General features: G+C 71.3%; 19 protein-coding genes. 3 read left to right on the forward strand and 16 right to left on the reverse strand.

All coding sequences use genetic code 11. The features are described from left to right. Positions 1 to 345: 345 nt before the first annotated feature. The 15 genes from tyrS to infC form a co-directional block, all read right to left on the reverse strand. Positions 346 to 1,659 (reverse strand): tyrosine--tRNA ligase, encoded by a 1,314-nt coding sequence (gene tyrS / locus OGL88_RS08595; protein ID WP_263091198.1) that lies wholly within the window; start codon positions 1,657 to 1,659, stop codon positions 346 to 348. Positions 1,660 to 1,786: 127 nt separating this feature from the next. Beyond that, a complete protein-coding gene (locus OGL88_RS08600; protein ID WP_263054790.1) occupies positions 1,787 to 2,482 on the reverse strand; it encodes a DNA-3-methyladenine glycosylase in 696 nt (231 codons plus the stop codon). After that, the gene (gene argH / locus OGL88_RS08605; protein ID WP_263054789.1) at positions 2,479 to 3,915 is read right to left on the reverse strand and encodes an argininosuccinate lyase; all 1,437 of its coding nucleotides are present in this window, start codon (positions 3,913 to 3,915) and stop codon (positions 2,479 to 2,481) included. Before argH ends, OGL88_RS08600 begins: the two co-directional genes overlap by 4 nt. 20 nt (positions 3,916 to 3,935) lie before the next feature. Beyond that, entirely contained in the window at positions 3,936 to 5,132 is a 1,197-nt protein-coding gene (locus tag OGL88_RS08610; protein WP_263054788.1) for an argininosuccinate synthase, read from the reverse strand. 9 nt (positions 5,133 to 5,141) lie between these two features. Beyond that, positions 5,142 to 6,152: an ornithine carbamoyltransferase gene (gene argF, locus OGL88_RS08615; protein ID WP_263054787.1), complete on the reverse strand. Its 1,011-nt coding sequence runs from the start codon at positions 6,150 to 6,152 to the stop codon at positions 5,142 to 5,144. Then, positions 6,149 to 7,333 (reverse strand): acetylornithine transaminase, encoded by a 1,185-nt coding sequence (locus OGL88_RS08620; protein WP_374114436.1) that lies wholly within the window; start codon positions 7,331 to 7,333, stop codon positions 6,149 to 6,151. The genes argF and OGL88_RS08620 overlap by 4 nt, the downstream gene beginning before the upstream one ends. 50 nt (positions 7,334 to 7,383) lie before the next feature. Beyond that, positions 7,384 to 8,436, reverse strand: a complete 1,053-nt coding sequence (argB, locus tag OGL88_RS08625) for an acetylglutamate kinase (protein ID WP_263054785.1) — start codon at positions 8,434 to 8,436, stop codon at positions 7,384 to 7,386. Next, the gene (argJ, locus tag OGL88_RS08630; RefSeq protein WP_263054784.1) at positions 8,436 to 9,644 is read right to left on the reverse strand and encodes a bifunctional glutamate N-acetyltransferase/amino-acid acetyltransferase ArgJ; all 1,209 of its coding nucleotides are present in this window, start codon (positions 9,642 to 9,644) and stop codon (positions 8,436 to 8,438) included. The genes argB and argJ overlap by 1 nt, the downstream gene beginning before the upstream one ends. Continuing rightward, complete coding sequence (locus tag OGL88_RS08635; protein WP_263054783.1) at positions 9,641 to 10,738, reverse strand: N-acetyl-gamma-glutamyl-phosphate reductase; 1,098 nt, start codon at positions 10,736 to 10,738, stop codon at positions 9,641 to 9,643. The genes argJ and OGL88_RS08635 overlap by 4 nt, the downstream gene beginning before the upstream one ends. 78 nt (positions 10,739 to 10,816) lie before the next feature. Further along, a complete protein-coding gene (gene pheT, locus OGL88_RS08640; RefSeq protein ID WP_263054782.1) occupies positions 10,817 to 13,309 on the reverse strand; it encodes a phenylalanine--tRNA ligase subunit beta in 2,493 nt (830 codons plus the stop codon). Continuing rightward, positions 13,309 to 14,349, reverse strand: a complete 1,041-nt coding sequence (pheS, locus tag OGL88_RS08645; RefSeq protein WP_111086283.1) for a phenylalanine--tRNA ligase subunit alpha — start codon at positions 14,347 to 14,349, stop codon at positions 13,309 to 13,311. The genes pheT and pheS overlap by 1 nt, the downstream gene beginning before the upstream one ends. A gap of 133 nt (positions 14,350 to 14,482) precedes the next feature. Next, entirely contained in the window at positions 14,483 to 15,346 is an 864-nt protein-coding gene (locus OGL88_RS08650) for a TrmH family RNA methyltransferase (protein ID WP_263054781.1), read from the reverse strand. Between the two features lie 65 nt (positions 15,347 to 15,411). Further along, positions 15,412 to 15,795 (reverse strand): 50S ribosomal protein L20, encoded by a 384-nt coding sequence (gene rplT / locus OGL88_RS08655; RefSeq protein ID WP_111086285.1) that lies wholly within the window; start codon positions 15,793 to 15,795, stop codon positions 15,412 to 15,414. A gap of 27 nt (positions 15,796 to 15,822) precedes the next feature. Then, the gene (rpmI, locus tag OGL88_RS08660; protein WP_111086286.1) at positions 15,823 to 16,017 is read right to left on the reverse strand and encodes a 50S ribosomal protein L35; all 195 of its coding nucleotides are present in this window, start codon (positions 16,015 to 16,017) and stop codon (positions 15,823 to 15,825) included. Positions 16,018 to 16,077: 60 nt separating this feature from the next. Further along, positions 16,078 to 16,761, reverse strand: coding sequence for a translation initiation factor IF-3 (gene infC, locus OGL88_RS08665; protein WP_263054780.1), 684 nt, complete (start codon positions 16,759 to 16,761; stop codon positions 16,078 to 16,080). A 288-nt stretch (positions 16,762 to 17,049) separates the two neighbouring features. Here infC and OGL88_RS08670 point away from each other — a divergent pair, with 288 nt between their 5' ends. After that, positions 17,050 to 17,406, forward strand: coding sequence for a DUF1844 domain-containing protein (locus OGL88_RS08670; RefSeq protein WP_263054779.1), 357 nt, complete (start codon positions 17,050 to 17,052; stop codon positions 17,404 to 17,406). A gap of 175 nt (positions 17,407 to 17,581) precedes the next feature. Here the strand turns inward: OGL88_RS08670 and OGL88_RS08675 are convergent, their stop codons facing one another. Further along, positions 17,582 to 18,937 (reverse strand): phosphotransferase, encoded by a 1,356-nt coding sequence (locus OGL88_RS08675; RefSeq protein ID WP_263054778.1) that lies wholly within the window; start codon positions 18,935 to 18,937, stop codon positions 17,582 to 17,584. Between the two features lie 141 nt (positions 18,938 to 19,078). Between OGL88_RS08675 and OGL88_RS08680 the strand changes: the two genes are divergently transcribed. Continuing rightward, entirely contained in the window at positions 19,079 to 20,539 is a 1,461-nt protein-coding gene (locus tag OGL88_RS08680) for a CHAD domain-containing protein (protein ID WP_263091199.1), read from the forward strand. Between the two features lie 85 nt (positions 20,540 to 20,624). Then, a complete protein-coding gene (locus OGL88_RS08685; RefSeq protein ID WP_205463155.1) occupies positions 20,625 to 21,080 on the forward strand; it encodes a MaoC/PaaZ C-terminal domain-containing protein in 456 nt (151 codons plus the stop codon). Positions 21,081 to 21,152: the final 72 nt, after the last annotated feature.

The following is a 21,152-nucleotide window of genomic DNA, read 5'->3' on the forward strand; positions in this document are numbered from 1 at the left end:
GCTCTTCGGCTCAGGTTCGAGCTCCAGCCACGAGGCTTGTGTACTTGGCTTGCCACCGGTGTGTCGTCGGACCCGGAGGTCCTGTGGCTCATCCCCGAGGGGAGAGAACCGGTGGGCTTGTCATCCTAAGCGTCGAAGCGATCGAGCACAAGGCCAGATCTGATCTTCAGTGGAGGATGGTCCCGCTTGAGGGCCGACGTGCTCTGGGCTTTCGCTCCAGCCGCTCCGCCGCACCTTTGGGGTGACGAGTAGGAACTTTACGCAGGGCCGGGCGAGTGTGCCAAGCCAGGCCCGATCCCGGGCGTGTCGCGTTGTGCAACACGCGTCGCCCGGGTGCCGGCGCGATCAGGCCAGCGTCACACCGGCGAGGGTCTTCTTGCCACGGCGGAGCACGAGGACTCCCCCGGGCAGGGCGAGGTCCGACAGCGGTGCGGTGGCGTCCTCGGCCCGGACGTTGTTCACGTACACGCCGCCCTGGTCGATCGCCCGCCGGGCTTCACCGAGGGACTTCACGAGCTCGGTCTCCACGAGAGCCCGGGCCACGTCGGCGCCGGCCTCGATCGTGACCGAACCCGGCAGCTCCGCGATCGCCGACCGCAGGGTGACCGGGTCGAGGGCACCGAGGTCGCCGTTGCCGAACAGTGCGGCCGCAGCGTCGATCGCGGCCTGGGTGGCGTCGACCCCGTGCACGAGCGAGGTGACCTCGAACGCGAGGGTCCGCTGCGCTTCGCGTCGGAACGGTTCGTCGGCGACCGCCTGCTCCAGTCGCTCGATCTCGGCACGGGACAGGAACGTGAACTCCCGCAGGCGGGCGATCACGTCGGCATCGGCCGTGTTGAGCCAGAACTGGTACAGCGCGTACGGCGACGTCATCTCGGCGTCGAGCCAGATCGCGTTGCCCTCGCTCTTGCCGAACTTCGTGCCGTCCGAGTTCGTGATCAAGGGTGTCCCGAGCGCGTGCACCGTCGCCCCCTCGGCACGACGGATGAGCTCCGTCCCCGAGGTCAGGTTGCCCCACTGGTCCGAGCCACCCGTCTGCAGCGTGCAGCCGTACTGCCGGAAGAGCTCGCGGTAGTCGAGGCCCTGCAGGATCTGGTAGCTGAACTCGGTGTAGCTGATGCCTGCGTCCGAGTTCAGCCGCGCGGCGACGGCGTCCTTCTTGAGCATCGAGTTCACCCGGAAGTACTTGCCGACGTCGCGCAGGAAGTCGATGGCGGACATCGGTGACGTCCAGTCCAGGTTGTTCACCAGCCGGACGCCGTTGTCACCGTCCGGACTGAGGAACCGCGACACCTGTCCCTGCAGACGCGCCACCCACTCGGCGACGGTCTCGCGGGTGTTCAGCGTGCGCTCCGCCGTCGGACGCGGGTCGCCGATGAGCCCCGTCGATCCCCCGACGAGCGCCAGCGGCTTGTGTCCGGCGAGCTGCAACCGACGCATGGTCAGGAGCTGCAGCAGGTTGCCGCAGTGCAACGACGGCGCCGTGGGGTCGAAGCCGCAGTAGTACGTGATCGGATCACCGTCGAGGGCCTCTTGGAGTGCGGTCTCGTCGGTCGAGACCTGCACCAGACCGCGCCAGCGCAGTTCGTCCCACACCGAGGCGAAGGTGGGGTCGTTCTGCTGGCGCGTCAGGACGTCTTGAGCGGTATCACTGGACACCCCGCCATCGTAGCGGCGGCGCACCACCGACAGCGCGTCGTCGACCGGGAGGCCCGTGGTGCGTCCGGGCCCACGCCGCCGGTTCCGGCGCGACGCGCCAGCGGCGGGCCGGCCGTGCCGGTGGGGATCAGTCGAGGGCACCCTTGTGCCGCCGGTACGTCGAGACCGTCGGGTCGCCCGTCAGCCAGAAACGCCAGGGGTACTGCGCACCGCCGGCGATGCCGCCGACGCCGGTGCGCGGTCCGCGCGAGATGCGTGGGACCGTTCCGGCCCCGCCGGGGCCGGGTGCGGTCTCGGTCAGGAGTTCCTCGGCGACCCGGGCCGGCGGGGCGGAGGCGAGCCGGGCCTCCAGGCCGGGTGCCAACGTGAGCACGAACGGACCGGACCCGTCGAGCAGCGAGGTGCCGTCGTCCTGCCCGAGCACCGCGCCGAGTGCGCCACCGAGGTTGCCGGGGCCGCGCGCCAACGCGACGTCGGCGACCGACGGGCCACGTCGTCCACGTGCTGTCTCGACACCCTCGATCACCTGCGCCCCGCGGAGCAGGGAGCCGGAGGAGGTGCCCGCCGGCGCGCTCACGACGTTGACGCAGGTGTGGATGCCGTACGAGCGGTACGCGTACAGGGTCCCCGGAGCGCCGAACAGGTGACGGTTGCGCTCGGTCTGGCCGCGGTGGCCGTGCGAGCCGGGGTCGGTGGGGCCGAAGTAGGCCTCGACCTCGGTGATGCGCAGGGTCACTCCACGGCCCGTGATCGTCGCACCGAGCAGCGCCGGGGCGATGCGCGGCGCCGGCTCGGTGAGCATCGCGAGCAGCCCCTCGGTCATCGCGTGAAGGGTGCGCCCTCGGCCAGGTCGTGGACGCGACGCGTGAGGGACGCCAGCTGCTCGGCCACTCGGTCTGGAGCGGTCCCGCCGACACCCGAGCGGGACGCGACGCTGCCCTCGATCGTGAGCACGGCACGGACCCCCGGGGTCAGGTGCTCGGAGACCGACCGGTACTCGTCGTCGGTCGGGTCGTCGAGCTCGATGCCGCGCTGCTCGCAGTACCGGACCAACGCGCCGGACACTTCGTGCGCGTCACGGAACGGGACACCCTGGCGGACCAGCCACTCGGCCACGTCGGTCGCGAGCGAGAAGCCCTGCGGCGCGAGCTCGGCCATCCGGTCCGTGTCGAACGTGAGCGTTGCGATCATGCCGGTGAAGGCGGGCAGCAGGACCTCGAGCGTGGCGACCGAGTCGAAGACGGGCTCCTTGTCCTCCTGCAGGTCGCGGTTGTAGGCGAGCGGCAGACCCTTCAGGGTCGCGAGCAGGCCCGTCAGGTTGCCGATCAGACGACCGGACTTGCCGCGCGCGAGCTCGGCGATGTCCGGGTTCTTCTTCTGCGGCATGATGCTCGAGCCGGTCGAGAACGCGTCGTGGAGCCGGACGAAGCCGAACTCCTTCGTGTTCCAGAGGATGACCTCCTCCGACAGCCGCGAGACGTCGATGCCGATCTGCGCGAGCACGAACGCGAACTCGGCGACGACGTCGCGGGCGGCCGTGGCGTCGATCGAGTTGTCGGCCGGGCGGTCGAACCCGAGCTCCGCGGCGATCGCGGCGGGGTCGAGGCCGAGCGAGCTGCCGGCGAGCGCACCGGCGCCGTACGGGCTCACGCTCGCGCGGCCCGCCCAGTCGCGGAGGCGCTCGAGGTCGCGGACCAACGGCCACGCGTGCGCCAGCAGGTGGTGCGCGAGGAGGACGGGCTGCGCGTGCTGCAGGTGCGTGCGACCCGGCATGATCGCGGCCGGGTGCTCGTTGGCCTGCTGGGTGATCGCGTCGACCAGGTCGATCACGAGTCGGCCGATGCGCCGCCCGTGGTCGAGCATGTGCATCCGCCCGAGCGTCGCGATCTGGTCGTTGCGGCTGCGGCCGGCGCGGAGCTTGCCGCCGAGTTCCGGACCGAGGTCGGCGATGAGGAGGCGCTCGAGGGCGCCGTGGACGTCCTCGTCGGACGCATCGGGCTGCAGCGTGCCGTCGGCGTGCGCGGCCTCGAGCCGGTCGAGTCCGGCGAGCATGCGCTCGAGCTCGTCCGCCGTCAGGTAGCCGGCCGTGTGCAGGGCCCGGGCGTGCGCGCGGGAGCCGGCGATGTCGTACGGGGCGAGCTGCCAGTCGAAGTGCGTCGACTTCGACAGCGCTGCCAGGGCCGCACTCGGGCCGTCGGCGAAGCGGGCGCCCCAGAGGGCTCCGGTGTTGGTGGCGTCGGTCTTCTCGTCGGTCATGTCGTCCTGCGTCGTTGGTGTCAGTTCGCCGCGTCGCGGCGGGCGGAGATCTTGCTGGGGAGCGACCAGAGTTCGGTGAAGCCCTTCGAGAGGGACTGGTCGAACGTGTCGCCGGTGTCGTAGGTGGCGAGGTCGAAGTCGTACAGGCTCTGCTCCGAGCGACGGCCGGTGACCGTCGCACGACCGCCGTGCAGCTGGAGGCGGACGTCGCCGGAGACGTGCTGCTGGGTGTGGTCCACGAAGGCGTCGAGGCTGCGCTTCAGCCCGCCGAACCACAGGCCGTCGTAGACCAGGTCGGCCCACTCCGACTCGACACCGCGCTTGTAGCGGTTCACGTCCCGCTCGAGGGTGAGGCGCTCGAGCTCTTCGTGCGCCGTGATGAGCGCGATCGCCGCCGGGGCCTCGTACACCTCGCGCGACTTGATGCCGACGAGACGGTCCTCGACGACGTCGATCCGACCGACGCCGTGTTTGCCGGACACGGCGTTCAGCTCCTGCACGATCCGCAGCACGCTGAAACGCTGCCCGTCGAGCGCCACCGGGACGCCGCGCTCGAACGTGATGGTCACCTCGTCCGGGTCACGCGGCACGGCGGGGTCCTGGGTGTAGGCGTAGAGGTCCTCGGTCGGGGCGTTCCACGGGTCTTCGAGGAAACCCGTCTCGACCGCGCGGCCCCACACGTTCTGGTCGATCGAGAACGGCGACCGCTGTGACTGCTGGATCGGCAGAGCGTGCTGCTCGGCGTACGCGATCGCCTTGTCACGGGTCAGGGCGAGGTCACGCACCGGAGCCACGCTGCGCAGGTCCGGGGCGATCGCCGCGACCGCTGCCTCGAAGCGGACCTGGTCGTTGCCCTTGCCGGTGCAGCCGTGCGCCACGCTGTCGGCGCCGAGCTGCTTCGCCGTCAGCGCGAGGTGCTTCGCGATGAGCGGGCGGCTCAGCGCCGACACCAGCGGGTAGCGCTTCTGGTAGAGCGCGTTGGCCTTGAGGGCCGGCACGATGTACTCGTCGGCGTACTCGTCCTTGGCGTCGACCACGATCGACTCGACGGCCCCGCAGTCGAGCGCGCGCTGTCGGATCGCGTCGAGGTCCTCGCCGCCCTGGCCGACGTCGACCGCGAGTGCCACCACCTCTTTGCCGGTGGCGTCACGCAGCCAGCCGATCCCGACGGAGGTGTCGAGGCCGCCGGAGTAGGCGAGGACGACGCGGTCAGCCATGCGGTGCGCCTACGCGGTCGCCGCGGCGGTCGCGGCGTTCGCGGCGTTCGCGCTGTTCGCGCCGTTCGCGCCGTTCGCGCCGTTCGCGCCGTTCGCGCCGTTCGCGGCGAGGAGCCAGGCCAGCAGCGCCTTCTGGGCGTGCAGACGGTTCTCCGCCTCGTCCCAGATGATGCTGCGCGGCCCGTCGATGACCTCGGCGGTCACCTCGTAGCCACGGTCGGCGGGCAGGCAGTGCATGAACACCGCGTCGTCGGCAGCGTGCGCCATCAGCGCGTCGTCCACGCGGTACCCCGAGAAGGTGTCGAGGCGCGACTGCTTCTCGGACTCCTTGCCCATCGAGACCCACGTGTCGGTGACCACGACGTCGGCGCCGGCGACCGCTGCCACCGGGTCGGTGACGACGAGGACGGAGCCGCCGGTCTCGGCCGAACGGTGCTCGGCGTCGGTGACGACCTGCGGGGACGGCGAGAACTCGGCGGGAGCCGCGACGCGGACGTGCATGCCCGCGGTCGCGCCGGCGAGCAGGTACGACTGCGCCATGTTGCTCGCGCCGTCGCCGATGAACGCCACGGTCTGGCCCGCCAGCGTGCCGCGGTGCTCGCGGATGGTGAGCAGGTCAGCGAGCAGCTGGCACGGGTGGAAGTCGTCGGACAGCGCGTTGACCACGGGGACGGTCGTGTCGGCGGCCATCTCCTCGAGACCGGCCTGACCGTAGGTGCGCCAGACGATCGCGGACACCATGCGCTCGAGCACGCGGGCGGTGTCCGACGGGGTCTCCTTGCCGCCGAGCTGGCTGTTCGCCGTCGAGATGATGAGCGGGCTGCCGCCCAGGTCGGAGATGCCGACGTGGAACGACACCCGGGTGCGGGTCGACGACTTGTCGAAGATGACCGCGACGCTCTGCGGGCCGGCGAGGGGCTTCGTACCCCAGCGGTCGGCCTTCATCTGGTCGGCGATGTCGAGGATCGCGGACTGCTCGGCCTGGCTGAGGTCGTCGTCCCGGAGGAAGTGGCGGGTCATGCGGAGGTCTCCTGGGTAGCGGTGCCCTGCTCGGCAGCGACGGCCGCGAGGCTCTGGGCCAGGATCGACACGAACTCGTCGATCTCGGCGTCGGACACGATGAGCGGCGGCGCGAGGCGCAGGCTCGACTCGTTCGGTGCGTTGATGATGAGGCCGCGCTCGAGGGCGGCGGCGTTCACCGCGGCCGCGATCGGGCCGGTGAGCCCGACGCCGATGAGCAGGCCGGTGCCGCGGACCTCTTCGACGAGCGGCGAGCCGATGCCGGCGATGCCGGCCCGGATCCGCTCGCCCTTGACCACGGCGGCCGCGACGAGGTCGGCACGCTCGATCTCGGCGAGGACCGCGTTCGCCACGCGGGTGCCGAGCGGGTTGCCGCCGAAGGTCGAACCGTGCTGACCGGCCGAGAACAGGTCGGACGCCCACCCGAAGGTCACGAGCGCACCGATCGGGAAGCCGCCGGCGATGCCCTTGGCCACCGTGACGGCGTCGGGGGTGAAGCCGTGGCCCTGGTAGGTGAACCAGTTGCCCGTCCGGCCGACGCCGGTCTGGATCTCGTCGAGGATCAGCAGCGCACCGTGCTCCTCGGTCAGCCGGCGCGCGGCGAGCAGGAACCCCTCGGGCAGGTCGACGACGCCGGCCTCGCCCTTGATCGGCTCGATGACGATCGCTGCGACCGTGTCGTCGATGGACGCCTCGAGCGCTGCGACGGTGGAGTCGATGTGCTCGACCCCCGGGATCATCGGCAGGAAGTCCTGCTGCAGCGCGGGCTTGCCGGTGAGCGCGAGTGCACCCATCGTCCGGCCGTGGAACCCCTGCTTCAGCGCGAGGATGCGGGTCTTCTGCCCGTCGGCGCCCTTGTTCAGGCGCGCGAGCTTGAACGCGGCCTCGTTCGCCTCGGCACCGGAGTTGCCGAAGTACACCCGCCCGGCGTCGCCCGCACCGGTGATGTGCTTGAGACGCTCCGCCAGCTCGAGCTGGGGCGGCGTCGCGAAGTAGTTCGACACGTGCACGAGCTTCGCGGCCTGGTCGGCGATCGCCTCGACCAGGACGGGGTGCGCGTGGCCGAGCGAGTTCACGGCGATGCCCGCCAGGAAGTCGAGGTACTCGTTGCCCTCGACGTCCCAGACACGGCAGCCCTGTCCGCGCTCGAGCATGATCTTCGGCGGGGTCAGGGATCGCATGAGCGACGCCCCGAACCGGTCGTTCCAGGTCTCGGTCTGCGTCTCGCTGCTCACGGCTGCTGCCCCTTCTCGGTCGTGCTGGCCACGTGTTGGCCGGTGCTGGTGCTCGTCGACGGTGCTGCGACGCGTCGGCCGATCTCGGCGTGGGTCATCTGGTTCTCGGTGCGTCGGCTCGGGTCAGGGATCACCTCGGTGCCCGCACCGCGCAGGGTGAAGACCTCGAGCAGGATCGAATGCGGGATCCGGCCGTCGATGATCGTCGCCCCGCCGACCCCCCCGACCACGGCGTCGAGGCACGCGGTCATCTTCGGGATCATGCCCGACTCGAGGGACGGCAGGAGCTCGCGGAGCTCCTCGACCGCGATGAGGTCGACGAGCGAGTCGCGGTCCGGCCAGTTGCGGTACAGGCCGGGGACGTCGGTGAGCATGATGAGCTTCGACGCACGCAGCGCGATCGCCAGGGCACCCGCGGCCGCGTCGGCGTTCACGTTGAGCGCCTGCTCCGGGTGGGCGTCGTCGATCGCGATGCTCGAGACCACCGGGATGCGGCCGGCCTCGATCGCGGCGAGTACCCCTGACGGGTCGACGTGGGTGATGTCACCGACGTGCCCGAGGTCGTACTCCTGCCCGTCGACGACCACGCCCTTCTGCTCACCGGTGAACAGGGACCCACCGTCGCCGAACACGCCGACGGCCAGGCCTTCGCCGTGCTCGTTCATCAGGTCGACGATCTCGCGGTTGACCTCGCCCGCCAGGACGTCGCGGACGACGGAGATCGCCTCGGTCGTGGTGACGCGGTAACCGCCGCGGAACTCGGACTCGATGCCCTGTTCCTTGAGCGCGGCCGAGATCTGCGGGCCCCCGCCGTGCACGACGACGGGGTGCAGCCCGGCGTAGCGGAGGTAGACCATGTCCTCGGCGAACGCACGCTTGAGGTCCTCGTTCACCATCGCGTTGCCGCCGAACTTGACGACGACGACCTTGCCGGAGAACCGCTTGAGCCACGGCAGGGACTCGATCAGGGTCGCGGCCTTGACGGCGGCGAACTCGTGCTCTTCTTCCTTCGTGAGGGGCGTCCCGGCCCCTTCGGTGTCGTTCGCCATCAGCTGGAGTACGCGCTGTTCTCGTGCACGTAGTCGTGCGTGAGGTCGTTGGTCAGGATCGTCGCCGAGTGCGTCCCGACGCCGAGGTCGATGCGCACGTGGGTGTCCCGCGGTGTCAGGTCGACGGTGTCGCTCGGCTGGTCTGGGGCGCCGGCGTGGCAGACCCGGACACCGTTCATGCTGACGTCGACCGCGTACGGGTCGAAGTCGGCGTCCGTGGTGCCGATGGCAGCGAGGACCCGACCCCAGTTCGGGTCGTTGCCGAAGACGGCCGCCTTGAACAGGTTGTTGCGCGCCACACTCCGGCCGACGGTGACGGCGTCGTCCTCGGTCGCGGCGTGCACGACCTCGATCGCGATGTCGTGGCTGGCGCCCTCGGCGTCCTGCTGCAGCTGGCGGGCCAGGTCGGCGCAGACCGCGGTCAGGGCTTCCTGGAAGTCGCCGACCTCGGGCGTCACCCCGCTCGCACCCGACGACAGCAGCACGACGGTGTCGTTCGTCGACATGCAGCCGTCCGAGTCGACGCGGTCGAAGGTGACGCGGGTGGCCGCGCGGAGGGCCTGGTCGAGCTGGTCCGGGGTCTGCACGGCGTCGGTGGTGATCACGACGAGCATCGTCGCGAGCCCGGGTGCGAGCATGCCGGCACCCTTCGCCATGCCGCCGACGGTCCAGCCGTCCTCGGTCACCACGGACTGCTTCGCCCTGGTGTCGGTCGTCATGATGGCCGTGGCCGCGTCCGGGCCGCCGTCGGCGCTCAGTGCGGTGCTCGCCAGGTCGACCCCGCGCAGCACGTTGTCGCGGAACGTCTGGTCACCGACCCCGATGAGACCGGTGGAGCAGACGACGACGTCGCCCGCGCCGATGCCGAGGGCGTCGCCCACCGCTTCGGCAGTCAGGTGCGTGGTCTGGAAGCCGAAGGGGCCCGTGAAGCAGTTGGCACCGCCCGAGTTCAACACGACGGCGCGCGCGACGCCGTCACCGACGACCTGGCGGGACCAGATCACCGGGTGCGCCTGCGCGCGGTTGCTGGTGAAGACGGCGGCCACGGCTGCGTCGGGCCCGTCGTTGACGACGAGTGCCACGTCCGGCTTGCCGCTGGTCTTCAGGCCGGCGGTCACGCCGGCAGCGCGGAAACCCGCTGCCGCGGTGACGCCCTGGAGGCCCGGTTCGCCCTGGGTGGGCTTGCTCACGTCGGTGAGGTCGATCACGGTGCGACTCCGTCCACGCTGAGGCCCAGGGTCTCCGGCAGACCCAGGGCGATGTTGGTCGACTGGACGGCGGCACCCGCCGTGCCCTTCGCGAGGTTGTCGAGTGCCGTCACGGCGACGACGCGGCCTGCGGCCTCGTCGACCGCGATGCCGACGAGCGCGGTGTTCGCGCCGATGGTGTCCGCGACCCGGGGGAACTCGCCCTCGGGCAACAGGTGCACGAACGGCTCGTCGGCGTAGGCCTGCTCCCAGGCGAGCCGCACGTCGCGGGCGCTGACACCCGGGGTGGTCTTGGCGGTCGTCGTCGCGAGGATGCCCCGCGACATCGGGACGAGCACGGGCGTGAACGAGATCGTCACGTCGGCGGCACCCGCGACGACCAGGTTCTGCTGGATCTCCGGGACGTGCCGGTGCGTGCCACCCACCGCGTAGGCGCTGGCGGAGCCCATGATCTCGGACGCCAGGTAGGTGTTGGCGAGCTTCTTGCCGGCACCGCTCGGGCCGACGCTCAGCACCGCGACGAGGTCGTCCGACTCGACGAGCCCGGCCTGGATGCCCGGCTGGATGCCGAGCGTCACCGCGGTGACGTTGCACCCGGGGACCGCGATCCGCTTGGTGCCGACCAGGGCCGAACGCTGCTTGCCCTGCGACGCGATGTCCTCGACCTCGCGCCACTCGTCGGCCGAACCCGGGGTCGGGGCGGCGAGCAGGAGCTCGGGCAGGCCGTAGGTCCAGGCGCCGTGGTAGTCGCCACCGTAGAACCGAGCCCAGGCCGCGGGGTCCGTCAGACGGTGGTCCGCGCCGCAGTCCACCACCAGGGCGTCGTCGCCGAGCTCCGCGGTGATCGCCCCCGACTGACCGTGCGGCAGCGCCAGGAACACGACGTCGTGCCCTCGGAGCGTCTCGGCCGTCGTCTTCTCGAGGGTCAGGTGCGACAGCGACCGGAGGTGCGGCTGCGTCGCGATCAACGGCTGTCCGGCGTTCGAGAACGCCGTCACCGTCCTGACGTCGAACTCGGGATGGGCGGAGAGCACGCGCAGGAGCTCACCACCCGCGTAGCCGGAGGCTCCCGCCACGGCGACGGATACGGACATGGGATTCCACCTTTGGTCGGACTGGTCGTCGAGAGAGTCGGAGGCGGCGACCCCGGGCGGTGCTGATCCCGTCGTGGGTCAGTCGCGCAGGGTCGCCCCGAATCGCTCGCCGGCACGTCGGACTGCGCCGTCACGGGCCTCGGTGGCCTCGGCAGCGGTCAGCGTGCGGTCCGTGGCACGGAAGCGCAGGGCGAACGTCAGGGACTTCTGTCCCTCGTCCACGCCGGAGCCCCGGTAGTCATCCACGAGCCGAGCATACTCCAACAGGTCTCCGGCACCAGAGCGGACCGCATCCAACACGTCACCGGCCGGCACCCCGGCGTCGACGACCAAGGACAGGTCCTGCGTCGCTGCCGGGTACGACACGATCGGCGCGACCGCGACGAGGTCGGGGGCCGCGGCCACCATGGCGTCGAGGTCGAGCTCGACCACGGCCACCACGCGGGGCAGCACCGCGGCGGCGGACAGCTCCGGCAGGAGTTCGCCGGCGACGCCCACGACGGTGTCGCCCACGAGCAACGATGCCGCACGGCCCGGGTGCAGGGACGGGTGGGTGGTCTGCGCGACGCGCAGTTCCACGCCGACGGCCCACGCGACCTGGCGGGCCGCGTCGATCGCGTCGGCGATGCCGTACTGCTCGGCCGTGACGCCCGCCTGCTTGCCGACGCGGTTGCCGGTGAGCAGGGCGGACACGTGGAACGGCTGTGCGGGCAGGGACGCGTCGAGCGCCTCGAGCGTCGCGCGGTCGGGCAGCGCGGCACCGGCCGGGACCTCGTCGGTGCCGAGCGTCACGCCCGTCACCGGCAGGAACACCCGCGAGGTCTCGTAGAGCGCGACGTCGAGCAGGCCGCGCGACACGTTGCGACGGGCCGCGTCCACGAGGGCCGGCACACCACTGCGGCGGAGCAGGTTCTGCTCGCTGTCGAGGGCGTTGGCGAGGACGACGCTCGGACCGCCATCCGGGTCGATCCCCGGGTAGGCGTCCTGCGTCGCGGCGGAGACGAACGGCGCCGTCACCGCTTCGACCAGACCCGCGGCGGCGAGGGCCGCGGAGACCCGGCGGCGCGCCTGCTGGTGAGGGGTGAGCCCGCGTCCGGGCGGGGCGACGGGGAGCACGCTCGGGATGCGGTCGTACCCGACGATCCGCGCGACCTCTTCGACCAACGTGGTGTCGTCGGTGAGGTCCGGACGCCAGGTCGGCGGGGTGACGGCGAGCTGCGAACCGTCGACCTGCACCGTCGCGCCGATCGCACGGAGGGTGTCCACGACCTCGGCGTCGGTGTAGTCCACGCCGATGAGCTCGGCCGGACGCGAGGTCCGCATGGCGACCGTCGCACGGGGCTCGGTGTCGACGAGCGTGGAACCGAGGGCGTCGGCCGTGCCGCCGGCCAGCTCGACGAGGAGGTCGACGGCGCGGTTCGCAGCAGCCTCGGCCACGAGCGGGTCGACGCCGCGCTCGAACCGACGGGAGGCCTCGCTCGGCAGCTTGTGGCGGCGAGCGGTCCGCGCGATCGAGACCTGGTCGAAGCCGGCTGCCTCGATCAGGACGTCGGTCGTGCTCGCCGAGATCTCGGTCCGGGCACCGCCCATCACGCCGGCGAGCCCGACGGGGCCGTCGTCGTCGGTGATGACGAGGTCCTCGGGGTCGAGCTTCCGCACGGCGCCGTCGAGGGTCTCGAGCGTCTCGCCGACAGCCGCACGACGGACGCCCAGGCCGCCGCGGACGGTCGACAGGTCGTAGCCGTGCAGCGGCTGGCCGAGCTCGAACATGACGTAGTTCGTGATGTCGACCGGCAGCGAGATCGACCGGACGCCTGCGAGTGCGAGACGCGACACCATCCAAGCCGGTGTCTTCGCCGTGGAGTCGATGCCACGGACGACGCGGGTGACGAAGGTGCTCGCGCCGACGCGACCGCGGATCGGGGCCTGGTCGTCGATCGTGACCGAGAAGCCCTCGGCCGTGCGGGGTGCGACCCGGTCGACGGGGTCGTGGAAGCTCGCGCCGGTGGCGTGGGCGTACTCACGCGCGACACCGCGCATGCTCAGCACGTACCCGCGGTCCGGCGTGACGTTGATCTCGACCGCCGCGTCGTCGAGGCCGAGGAGCGCGATGGCGTCCTGGCCGACGTCGGGCTCCATGTCGAGGTCGGCGAAGCGGAGGATGCCCTCGTGCTCGTCGCCGAGACCGAGCTCGCGTGCCGAGGCGATCATGCCGTCGGAGACGTGGCCGTAGGTCTTGCGGGCCGCGATCGGGAACGGTCCGGGCAGCACGGCACCGGGCAACGTCACGACGACGAGGTCGCCCACGTCGAAGTTGTGCGCACCGCAGACGATGCCGCGGGGCTCGGGCTCACCGACGTCCACCTGACACCAGTTGATCGTCTTGCCGTTCTTCTGCGGTTCCGGGACGCGCTCGAGCACCCGGCCGACCACGACGGGGCCGGTCAGGTCGAACGTGTGGACGTCCTCTTCCTCGAAGCCGACCGACACGAGCGCCGCGTGGACGTGCTCGAGGGTGACGTCCTCGGGGAGGTCGACGGACTCGCCGAGCCAGCGGAGTGGGACGCGCATCAGACCACCGTTCCGAACTGCTGCGAGAAGCGGATGTCGCCCTCGAGGAAGTCACGCATGTCGTTCAGGCCGTTGCGGAACTGCAGCGTCCGCTCGATGCCCATGCCGAAGGCGAAGCCCTGGTACTCGTCCGGGTCGATGCCGGCGGCACGCAGGACGTTCGGGTTGACCATGCCGCAGCCGCCCCACTCGACCCACCGGGCGCCGCCCTTGGCGTTCGGCTGCCAGACGTCCATCTCGGCGCTGGGCTCGGTGAACGGGAAGTAGTTCGGGCGCAGACGGATCTGCGCCTCGGCGCCGAAGACCTGGCGGGCGAAGTGCTCGAGCGTGCCGCGCAGGTGCGCCATCGTCAGGCCCTTGTCGATCGCGATGCCCTCGACCTGGGTGAAGACCGGCAGGTGCGTGGCGTCGAGCTCGTCGGCGCGGTACACACGGCCCGGGGCGATGACGTAGAGCGGGAGGTCGCGGGACAGCAGCGACCGCACCTGCACGGGCGACGTGTGGGTGCGCATGACCAGGTGGCGGTCGACGGGCTCGACGAAGATCGTGTCCGCCATGGCCCGGGCCGGGTGGTCCTGGTCGAAGTTCAGGGCGTCGAAGTTGAACCACTCGTGCTCGAGTTCGGGGCCCTCCGCCACTTCCCACCCCATGCCGACGAAGATGTCCGCGACGGCTTCGTTGAGCAGCGAGAGCGGGTGGCGCGAGCCGGTCGGGCGGTGGGTCGGCAACGCGGTGACGTCGACACGCTCGGCCTCGAGCCGCGCGCGCTCTTCGGCCACGGCGAGGACCGACTCCTGCTCCGCGATCGCCGCGTTCAGCCGCCCGCGGGCCTGACCGACGAGCTTGCCGGCCGCGGCCTTCTGCTCCGGCGGCACGCTGCGCATCGACGCGTTCATCCGAGCCAGCGGCGACTGCTCACCGGTGTGCTCGGCCCTGGCCTGCTTCAGTTCGGCGACCGTCGTCGTGGCGCGGACGGCGGCGAGTGCTGCGTCCACGGCGTCGGCGACGGCCGATTCGCTGATCTCGAGAGGTTCTGACACGAGACCCAAGCCTACCGGCCGACGGGATACCACCCGCCTGCACCGGTCGGACTGGGCCCACGCGGGCCGGTCCCGGCGCGCCGCGGAGCCTGCAGAGCGGCGTGACGGCCGAGCCCGTGGGGAGGGAGGAACGTCAGCTCCGGAGTGCGAACGCCGACTCGTACAGGCAGACCGAGGCCGCCGTCGCCAGGTTCATCGACTCCGCCTGGCCGTAGATCGGCACCTTCACCGCACGGTCGACGAGCGCGAGGTCCTCGGTGGTGAGCCCACGGGCCTCGTTGCCGAACACCCACGCGGTCGGACCGTCGAGCATGCCCTCGGCCCGGACCACCGGCAGGTCGTCGCCCGAGACGTCGGCCGCGAGCACGGTGTACCCGAGTGCCTTCGCCCGTGCGATCGTGTCGGCCAGGGTCACGCCGACCGACACCGGCACGTGGAACAGCGAGCCCGTGGTCGACCGGACGACCTTCGGGTTGTACGGGTCCACCGACCGACCGGTGAGGACCACCGCGTCGGCGCCGGCGGAGTCGGCGGCGCGGATGATCGTGCCGGCGTTCCCCGGGTCCCGCACCTCTTCGAGGATGGCGACCAGACCCGGCAACGCGGCCGGCTCGTCGGCGTCCCCACGGGCCTCCAGGTCGACGGCAACAGCAGCGTCACCGACGCGACGGTCCGGGAAGACGTCCTTGACCGACGTCGGGAACTGCTGGCAGACGGCGACGACGCCCTGCGGCGTCACGGTGTCGGCCATCGCGTCGAGGACCTGCTCCGTCACGAACCAGGTGTCGACCGGCGCGTCGTCGAGCCCGTAGCGGGCTGCGGCCGTCGGCGTCACGTAGAGCTCGCGCAGGAGCTCCGGGGCGTACTCGAGTGCTTCACGCACCGCCTGCGGCCCCTCCAGCAGGAAGAGGCCCGTTTCGGCACGGACGTCCTTCTTCGACAGGGCCGCGACGGCCTTCACGCGTCCGGCACGGGGGTTCTCGAGGAGTTCGCTCACGACCCAAGTCTAGGAACGACGAAACCCCCGCCGTGCGGCGGGGGTTTCGCGAGCAGAAGAACTGACTACGCAGCCTTCGGGGCCGAGGTGTCGGCCGGGAGGGCCTTCTTCGCGGTCTCGACGAGCGCGGTGAAGGTCTCGGGGTTGTTCACTGCGAGGTCGGCGAGGATGCGACGGTCGACCTCGACACCGGCCAGACCCAGACCCTGGATCAGACGGTTGTAGGTCAGGCCGTTCGCACGGGACGCAGCGTTGATGCGCTGGATCCACAGGCGACGGAACTCGCCCTTCTTCGCGTGACGGTCGCGGTACGCGTAGACCAGGGAGTGGGTGACCTGCTCCTTGGCCTTGCGGTACAGACGCGAACGCTGGCCGCGGTAACCCTCGGCGCGCTCGAGGATGACGCGGCGCTTCTTGGCGGCGTTGACCGCTCTCTTTACTCGTGCCATTGCACTATTCCTTTACGATCCGGGGGCTCAGTGGCCGAGGAGCTTCTTGACGTTCTTCGCGTCTGCCTTGGAGAGGACCTGGTCCTCGTTCAGGCGGGCCTTGCGCTTGGAGCTCTTGACCTCGAGGTTGTGACGCATACCGGCCTGCTGCTTCATGACCTTGCCGGTACCGGTGATCTTGAAGCGCTTCTTCGACCCGGAGTGGGTCTTCTGCTTGGGCATGGTGGTGCCTTTCCGTGGGGTGGATGGGAGCCGCGTCGTTGCGGGGTCGGTCTGGGTGACCTACTCGGCGGGAGCGTCGCTCTTGGCCGGTGCCGTGTCCTGCGCGGGGGCCTCGGCCGGGGCCTCGGTCTCCGAGTGGTCCTTCGCGGCGTGCTCGGTGGCACGACGCTCGGCCTTCTGTGCAGCGCGCTTCGCGTTCTGCTCGCCCTTGACGTCGGACTTGTTCTTCAGGGGGGCGATGATCATCGTCATGTTGCGGCCGTCCTGGGTGGGACGGGACTCGACGACGCCGAACTCGGCGATCTCCTCCGCGAACTTGTGGAGGAGACGGACACCCTGCTCCGGACGCGACTGCTCGCGGCCACGGAAGAGGATCATCGCCTTCACCTTGTCGCCACCGAGGAGGAACCCCTCGGCGCGCTTGCGCTTCGTCTCGTAGTCGTGCACGTCGATCTTCAGGCGGAAACGGACCTCTTTCAGGTCCGTGTTCACCTGGTTGCGACGGGCTTCCTTGGCCTTCTGAGCGGCTTCGTACTTGAACTTGCCGTAGTCCATGATCTTGGCCACGGGCGGCTTCGAGTTCGGCGCGACCTCGACCAGATCCAGTTCGGCTTCCTGCGCGAGGCGCAGTGCCATGGCGATCGGGACAACGCCGACCTGCTCACCCTGCGGGCCGACGAGTCGGACTTCGGGAACGCGGATTCGGTCGTTGGTACGGGGATCGGTGATGCGGAGCTCCTTCAATCAGGTGGTGGTCGTCCGGGACGTTTGCCCTGGACGACAGCACGAGAGAGGAGATCTGACGCACGGATCGGAACCCGTTCGGCAGCCGCCCTGCGTCGGATCCGTGGACCCGACCGACGTGTGCACCCAGTTGCTGTGCACTCGTGGAGCGGTGGTGACCCGGTAGCCTGGTGGAACGCGGCCGCGGGTGGGAGAGACTCCTCTTTCGTGACACCGTCCGAGTGCTTCAGGAGAACCTGATGGCACACGGACAGCATCTGCCGCGAGCGAGTCTAGCAGAGGAGCACCGTGACCGACACCCCGATCGACGACGACGGCAGCGGCATCGACGCCGCCAGGGACATCTCGGAGGTGCCGGCCGTCGAACTCATCAACACTGTCGCCGTGCACCTGCTCAGTGCCGCCGCCGTGAAGGTCGGCCTGGCCGACGACCCCCAGGCGCAGACCGACCTGGACGAAGCGCGCAAGCTCATCACCGCACTGGCCGGCCTGGTCACCGCTGCGGCGACCGAGATCGGCGACCACCACGCCCGACCGCTGCGCGACGGGCTGCGCTCGGTGCAGCTCGCGTTCCGCGAGGCATCGGCGATCCCGGACGCACCGGGCTCCGGACCGGGCGAGAAGTACACCGGCCCCGTCAACTAGCGGGCAGCCGTCTCGCGCGGGGCAGGACGTCCCGCGCGACGGAAGTCGTTCCTTCCGGCCTCCCACGCGCGGTTCGTCTCCCTGCGCGCGATCCGGCCCTCTCGCGCACCCGGCATCGGACGGGAGGCCCGTGGCGGGATCGCCACGGGCCTCCCGTCCGCTTTCGGGTGCGCGGTCAGGACGCGCTGCGGCCGACCAGGCGGGTGACGGCCGCGAGCGGGATGCCGACCCAGTCGGGTCGGTTCCGGGTCTCGTAGACGACCTCGTAGACGGCCTTGTCGAGCTCGAACGCATCGAGGAGCTCCCGGTGTGCGCCGATGTCGGTGCCGGTCCCCCGCTGGTACCCGTCGAGGAACCGCACGCGTGCCTCGTCCGCCCATCCCGCTGCGTCGACCGGTTCCGCGTCGTGCGCCAGGGCTCCGGCGACGTAGTCGAACGACCGGAGCATGCCGGCCACGTCACGGAGCGTGACGTCCGGCAACGAGCGTTCGGCCAGGGGACGGAGCGGCTCCCCCTCGAAGTCGAGGAAGACCCAGCCGCGCGGCTCGGGTGCGGCGAGCACCTGCCCGAGGTGCAGGTCGCCGTGGATGCGCTGCAGGTCCGGCCAGGGCGTCGCCGTCGCCGTCGCGTAGACCGCCCGGATCGCGTCTGCGTGCTCGGCGACGGCCGGGGCCTCGCGCGCGGCGGTGTCGAGCCGCTCGTGCATCGTCGCGACGGCCGTGGCGCGTCGGGCCTCGTCGGCGGGCTCGGACGGCAGTGCCTCGGCGAGGGTGCGGTGGACGTCGGCGAGCGCCACCCCGAGCTGCTCGGCCCGGTCGCCGAAGGGGGTGCCGGCGTGCGCTTCCTCGAGGGCCACGCGCCAGGCGTCCTCGAGGCCCGGCAGGAACTCCTGCGCGAACGCGAGGTGACCGGTCGCCGTGCCGCTGCCCTGCCCGACGTCGGGCCAGCTCCCCCGCAGTGCGCCGTAGACCTGCGGGACGCGCGCGCTGCCGGCTGCGGACAACGCGAGCTGCGTCGTGACGTCGGGGTTGTCGCCGTGGTGCAGGACGCGGAACACCTTGATGATGACGCGGGCGCCGGACTCGGTGTCACAGATGACCGAGGTGTTGGACTGCTCGCCCGTCAGGACGCGGGCAGCGGTGACGGTACCGATGGGGCGGAGGCTCTGCGGGTCCGCGTCGATGCGTGCGGCGAGCGCCGTGATCCAAGTGCGGTCGGTGGTGGCGTCGGCGATGGCGCCGTCGGGGCCACTGGTCACGGGTGACTGGTAGAGGACCGGAGCCGCTGGTGCTGCTGGGGCTTCGTCGAGGACGAGCCGCGTGCCGTCGGCGGTGGAGAGGGTGCGGAGGCGCGGCACGGACCCCTTCGAGGCGTACCACCGGCGGTCGGCGATCCAGGACTCGAGGTCGTGGTCGCTCGGGGCGGTGTCGCTCGAGGCGGTACCGCTCGGGGGTGCGGTGTCGCGGGTGTCGGGTGCGGTGTCGCGGGTGTCGGGTGCGGTGTCGCTGGGGTGGCGGGCTCCGTCGCTCATGCAGCGGACCGTACGCGCCGAGTGCTGGCGAGGTGCCGAGTCCGCCACTCATCCCTGCACAGCTCGCGGTTCTGGGCCGCCCGTCCACAGAACGCGCCCGCGCTCGGACCGCATGGCCACGGGCGGACGACACTTGCGGACATGCCGAGTCAGCACCCCGCCCCCGACACCGCCCGCACCGATCCCCGCCGGAGCTGGCGGATCCCCGACGACCGCCGACTGCCGGCACTCGAGCCCCTCGCATCCGCCTTCGAACGGCACGAGCCCGTGACGCTCCGCGAGACCGTGTGGGACGCCGACGAGCGCGTGCTCGCGGCCGAAGGGGTGACGCTCACCCGCGCCCAGGACGGTTCCTGGAGCCTCGACCACGGCGACGGCCCGGAACCGGTGGGCGCGGACCTCGATCGACCGGACCGCGAGCAGCCCCCGCGTGACGGGGTCGAGGTGTTCCTGCGCGGGCGTGCGGTGGCGACGGTCCGCGTCCGGGACACCACGACGACGCTCGTGATCCTGCGCGGCAAGGACGGTCGGGTGCGGGCCGAGATCGCCGACGTCCGCGTGGACGAAGGCGACCCGGACACCTCCGTACTGCGGTCCGCACGGTGGTGGGCGCTGTCGGACGACGGGCGGGACGGCACCACGGCACGAGCGGCCGAGCGGGCCCTGGACGACGCGGCCACCGAGCCGCCGGCGACCTCGGCGGTCGCGGTCCCGCCCGCTCCCGTGCTCGCACCGGAGCGGCGCGGCAACCGGGCGAAGCGACCACGCTCGGACACCGCTGCAGCGTTCGTGGTGCGGGCGCTCGAGTCGATGCGCGCCGACCTCGTCGCGGTCGACCCCCGAGTCCGCGCCGACGACCACGAGTCGGTGCACGACTTCCGGAAGGTGGTCCGTCGGCTGCGGAGCGTGCTCGCGGCGTACCGCGGGGCGCTCGACCGTGAGGCAACCGAGGCACTGCGGGCTGCCCTCGCCGAGGCCGGACGCGTCGCCGGTGTCGCCCGCGATGCCGAGGTCGTGCACGGCGGGCTGTTCCGGTCGGCGGCGCGGGCCCCCGACGGCTTCGTCGACGCGCCGACGCTGGACCGGATCGGCGAGCAGGCGGCGGCACTCCGCAGCGCGGCCGCAGCGGAACTCCGCCTGGCGCTGCGCTCGGACGACTGGTTCCGTACCCTCGACGCGCTCGACCAGCTGCTGCTCCGCGCCCCGGCCGGACCGCACGCCGACGACGCCGCCGCTGCCTTCGTCACGAAGCGCATCGACCGCGAGCGCGCTCGGGTCCGACGACTGGTCGACGGTGGGGCGATGGGTCTCGACGTCCTGCACGAGATCCGGAAGGCGGCACGGCGCCTGCGGTACGCGCTGCAGGCGGCCGGTGACGTCGCCGACCTCGGGAAGCGGCGGCTCGGTCTGCTGCGGCGGGTGCAAGAGACGCTCGGTGACGCCCTCGACGCGGCACACGCAGCAGAGGCCTACCGGCGACTCTCCGGGCCAGCGGCTCGGGACGGCGCCGACACCTTCGGGTACGGGGCGCTGGCGACGGCCGAGCACGCGGTGCTCGAGCGGGGGCTGCGACGATCGCGGAAGGTGCTGGCACGACTGTGAGCGCGGCTCGGTCTGCTGCTCGGTCTGCTGCTCGTCGCGCTGCACCTCGAGGCGCTCGTCGCGCCGCTCTGCGAGAATCGCAGGCGTGCCCCACTACCTCGAGGACCTCGCCGCCGGACAGACCTTCACGACCCCGGGTCGCACGATCACCGAAGCGGACGTCGTGTCCTTCGCCTCGTGGACGAACGACAACAACCAGGTGCACACCGACGTCGAATTCGCCGGCAAGACCCGCTACGGCCAGCGGATCGTGCACGGGCTGCTCGGCACCTCGCTCTGCCTGGGGCTGATCGCACGGACCGGGGTGTTCGAGGGGTCGGCGGTGGCCCTGCTCGGGATCGACCAGTGGCGGTTCACCGAGCCGGTGTTCATCGGGGACACCGTGACCTGCGAGGTCGAGATCCTGTCGACACGCCTGACGAGCTCCGGCACGACCGGCGTCGTCGAGCGGACGGTCTCACTGCGGAACCAGCGTGGCGACGTGGTGCAGCAGGGACGCATGGACGTGATGGTCCTGACGCGCGACGCCGCGATCGCCTGACGCCACCTCGGGCACTGCCGCAGCCGCCTGACGGCAATCGTTGCGACGCTCTTTACAACGATGTACCGGCGC

Source organism: Curtobacterium sp. RIT-PI-V (assembly GCF_025642935.1).
Lineage (GTDB): Bacteria > Actinomycetota > Actinomycetes > Actinomycetales > Microbacteriaceae > Curtobacterium.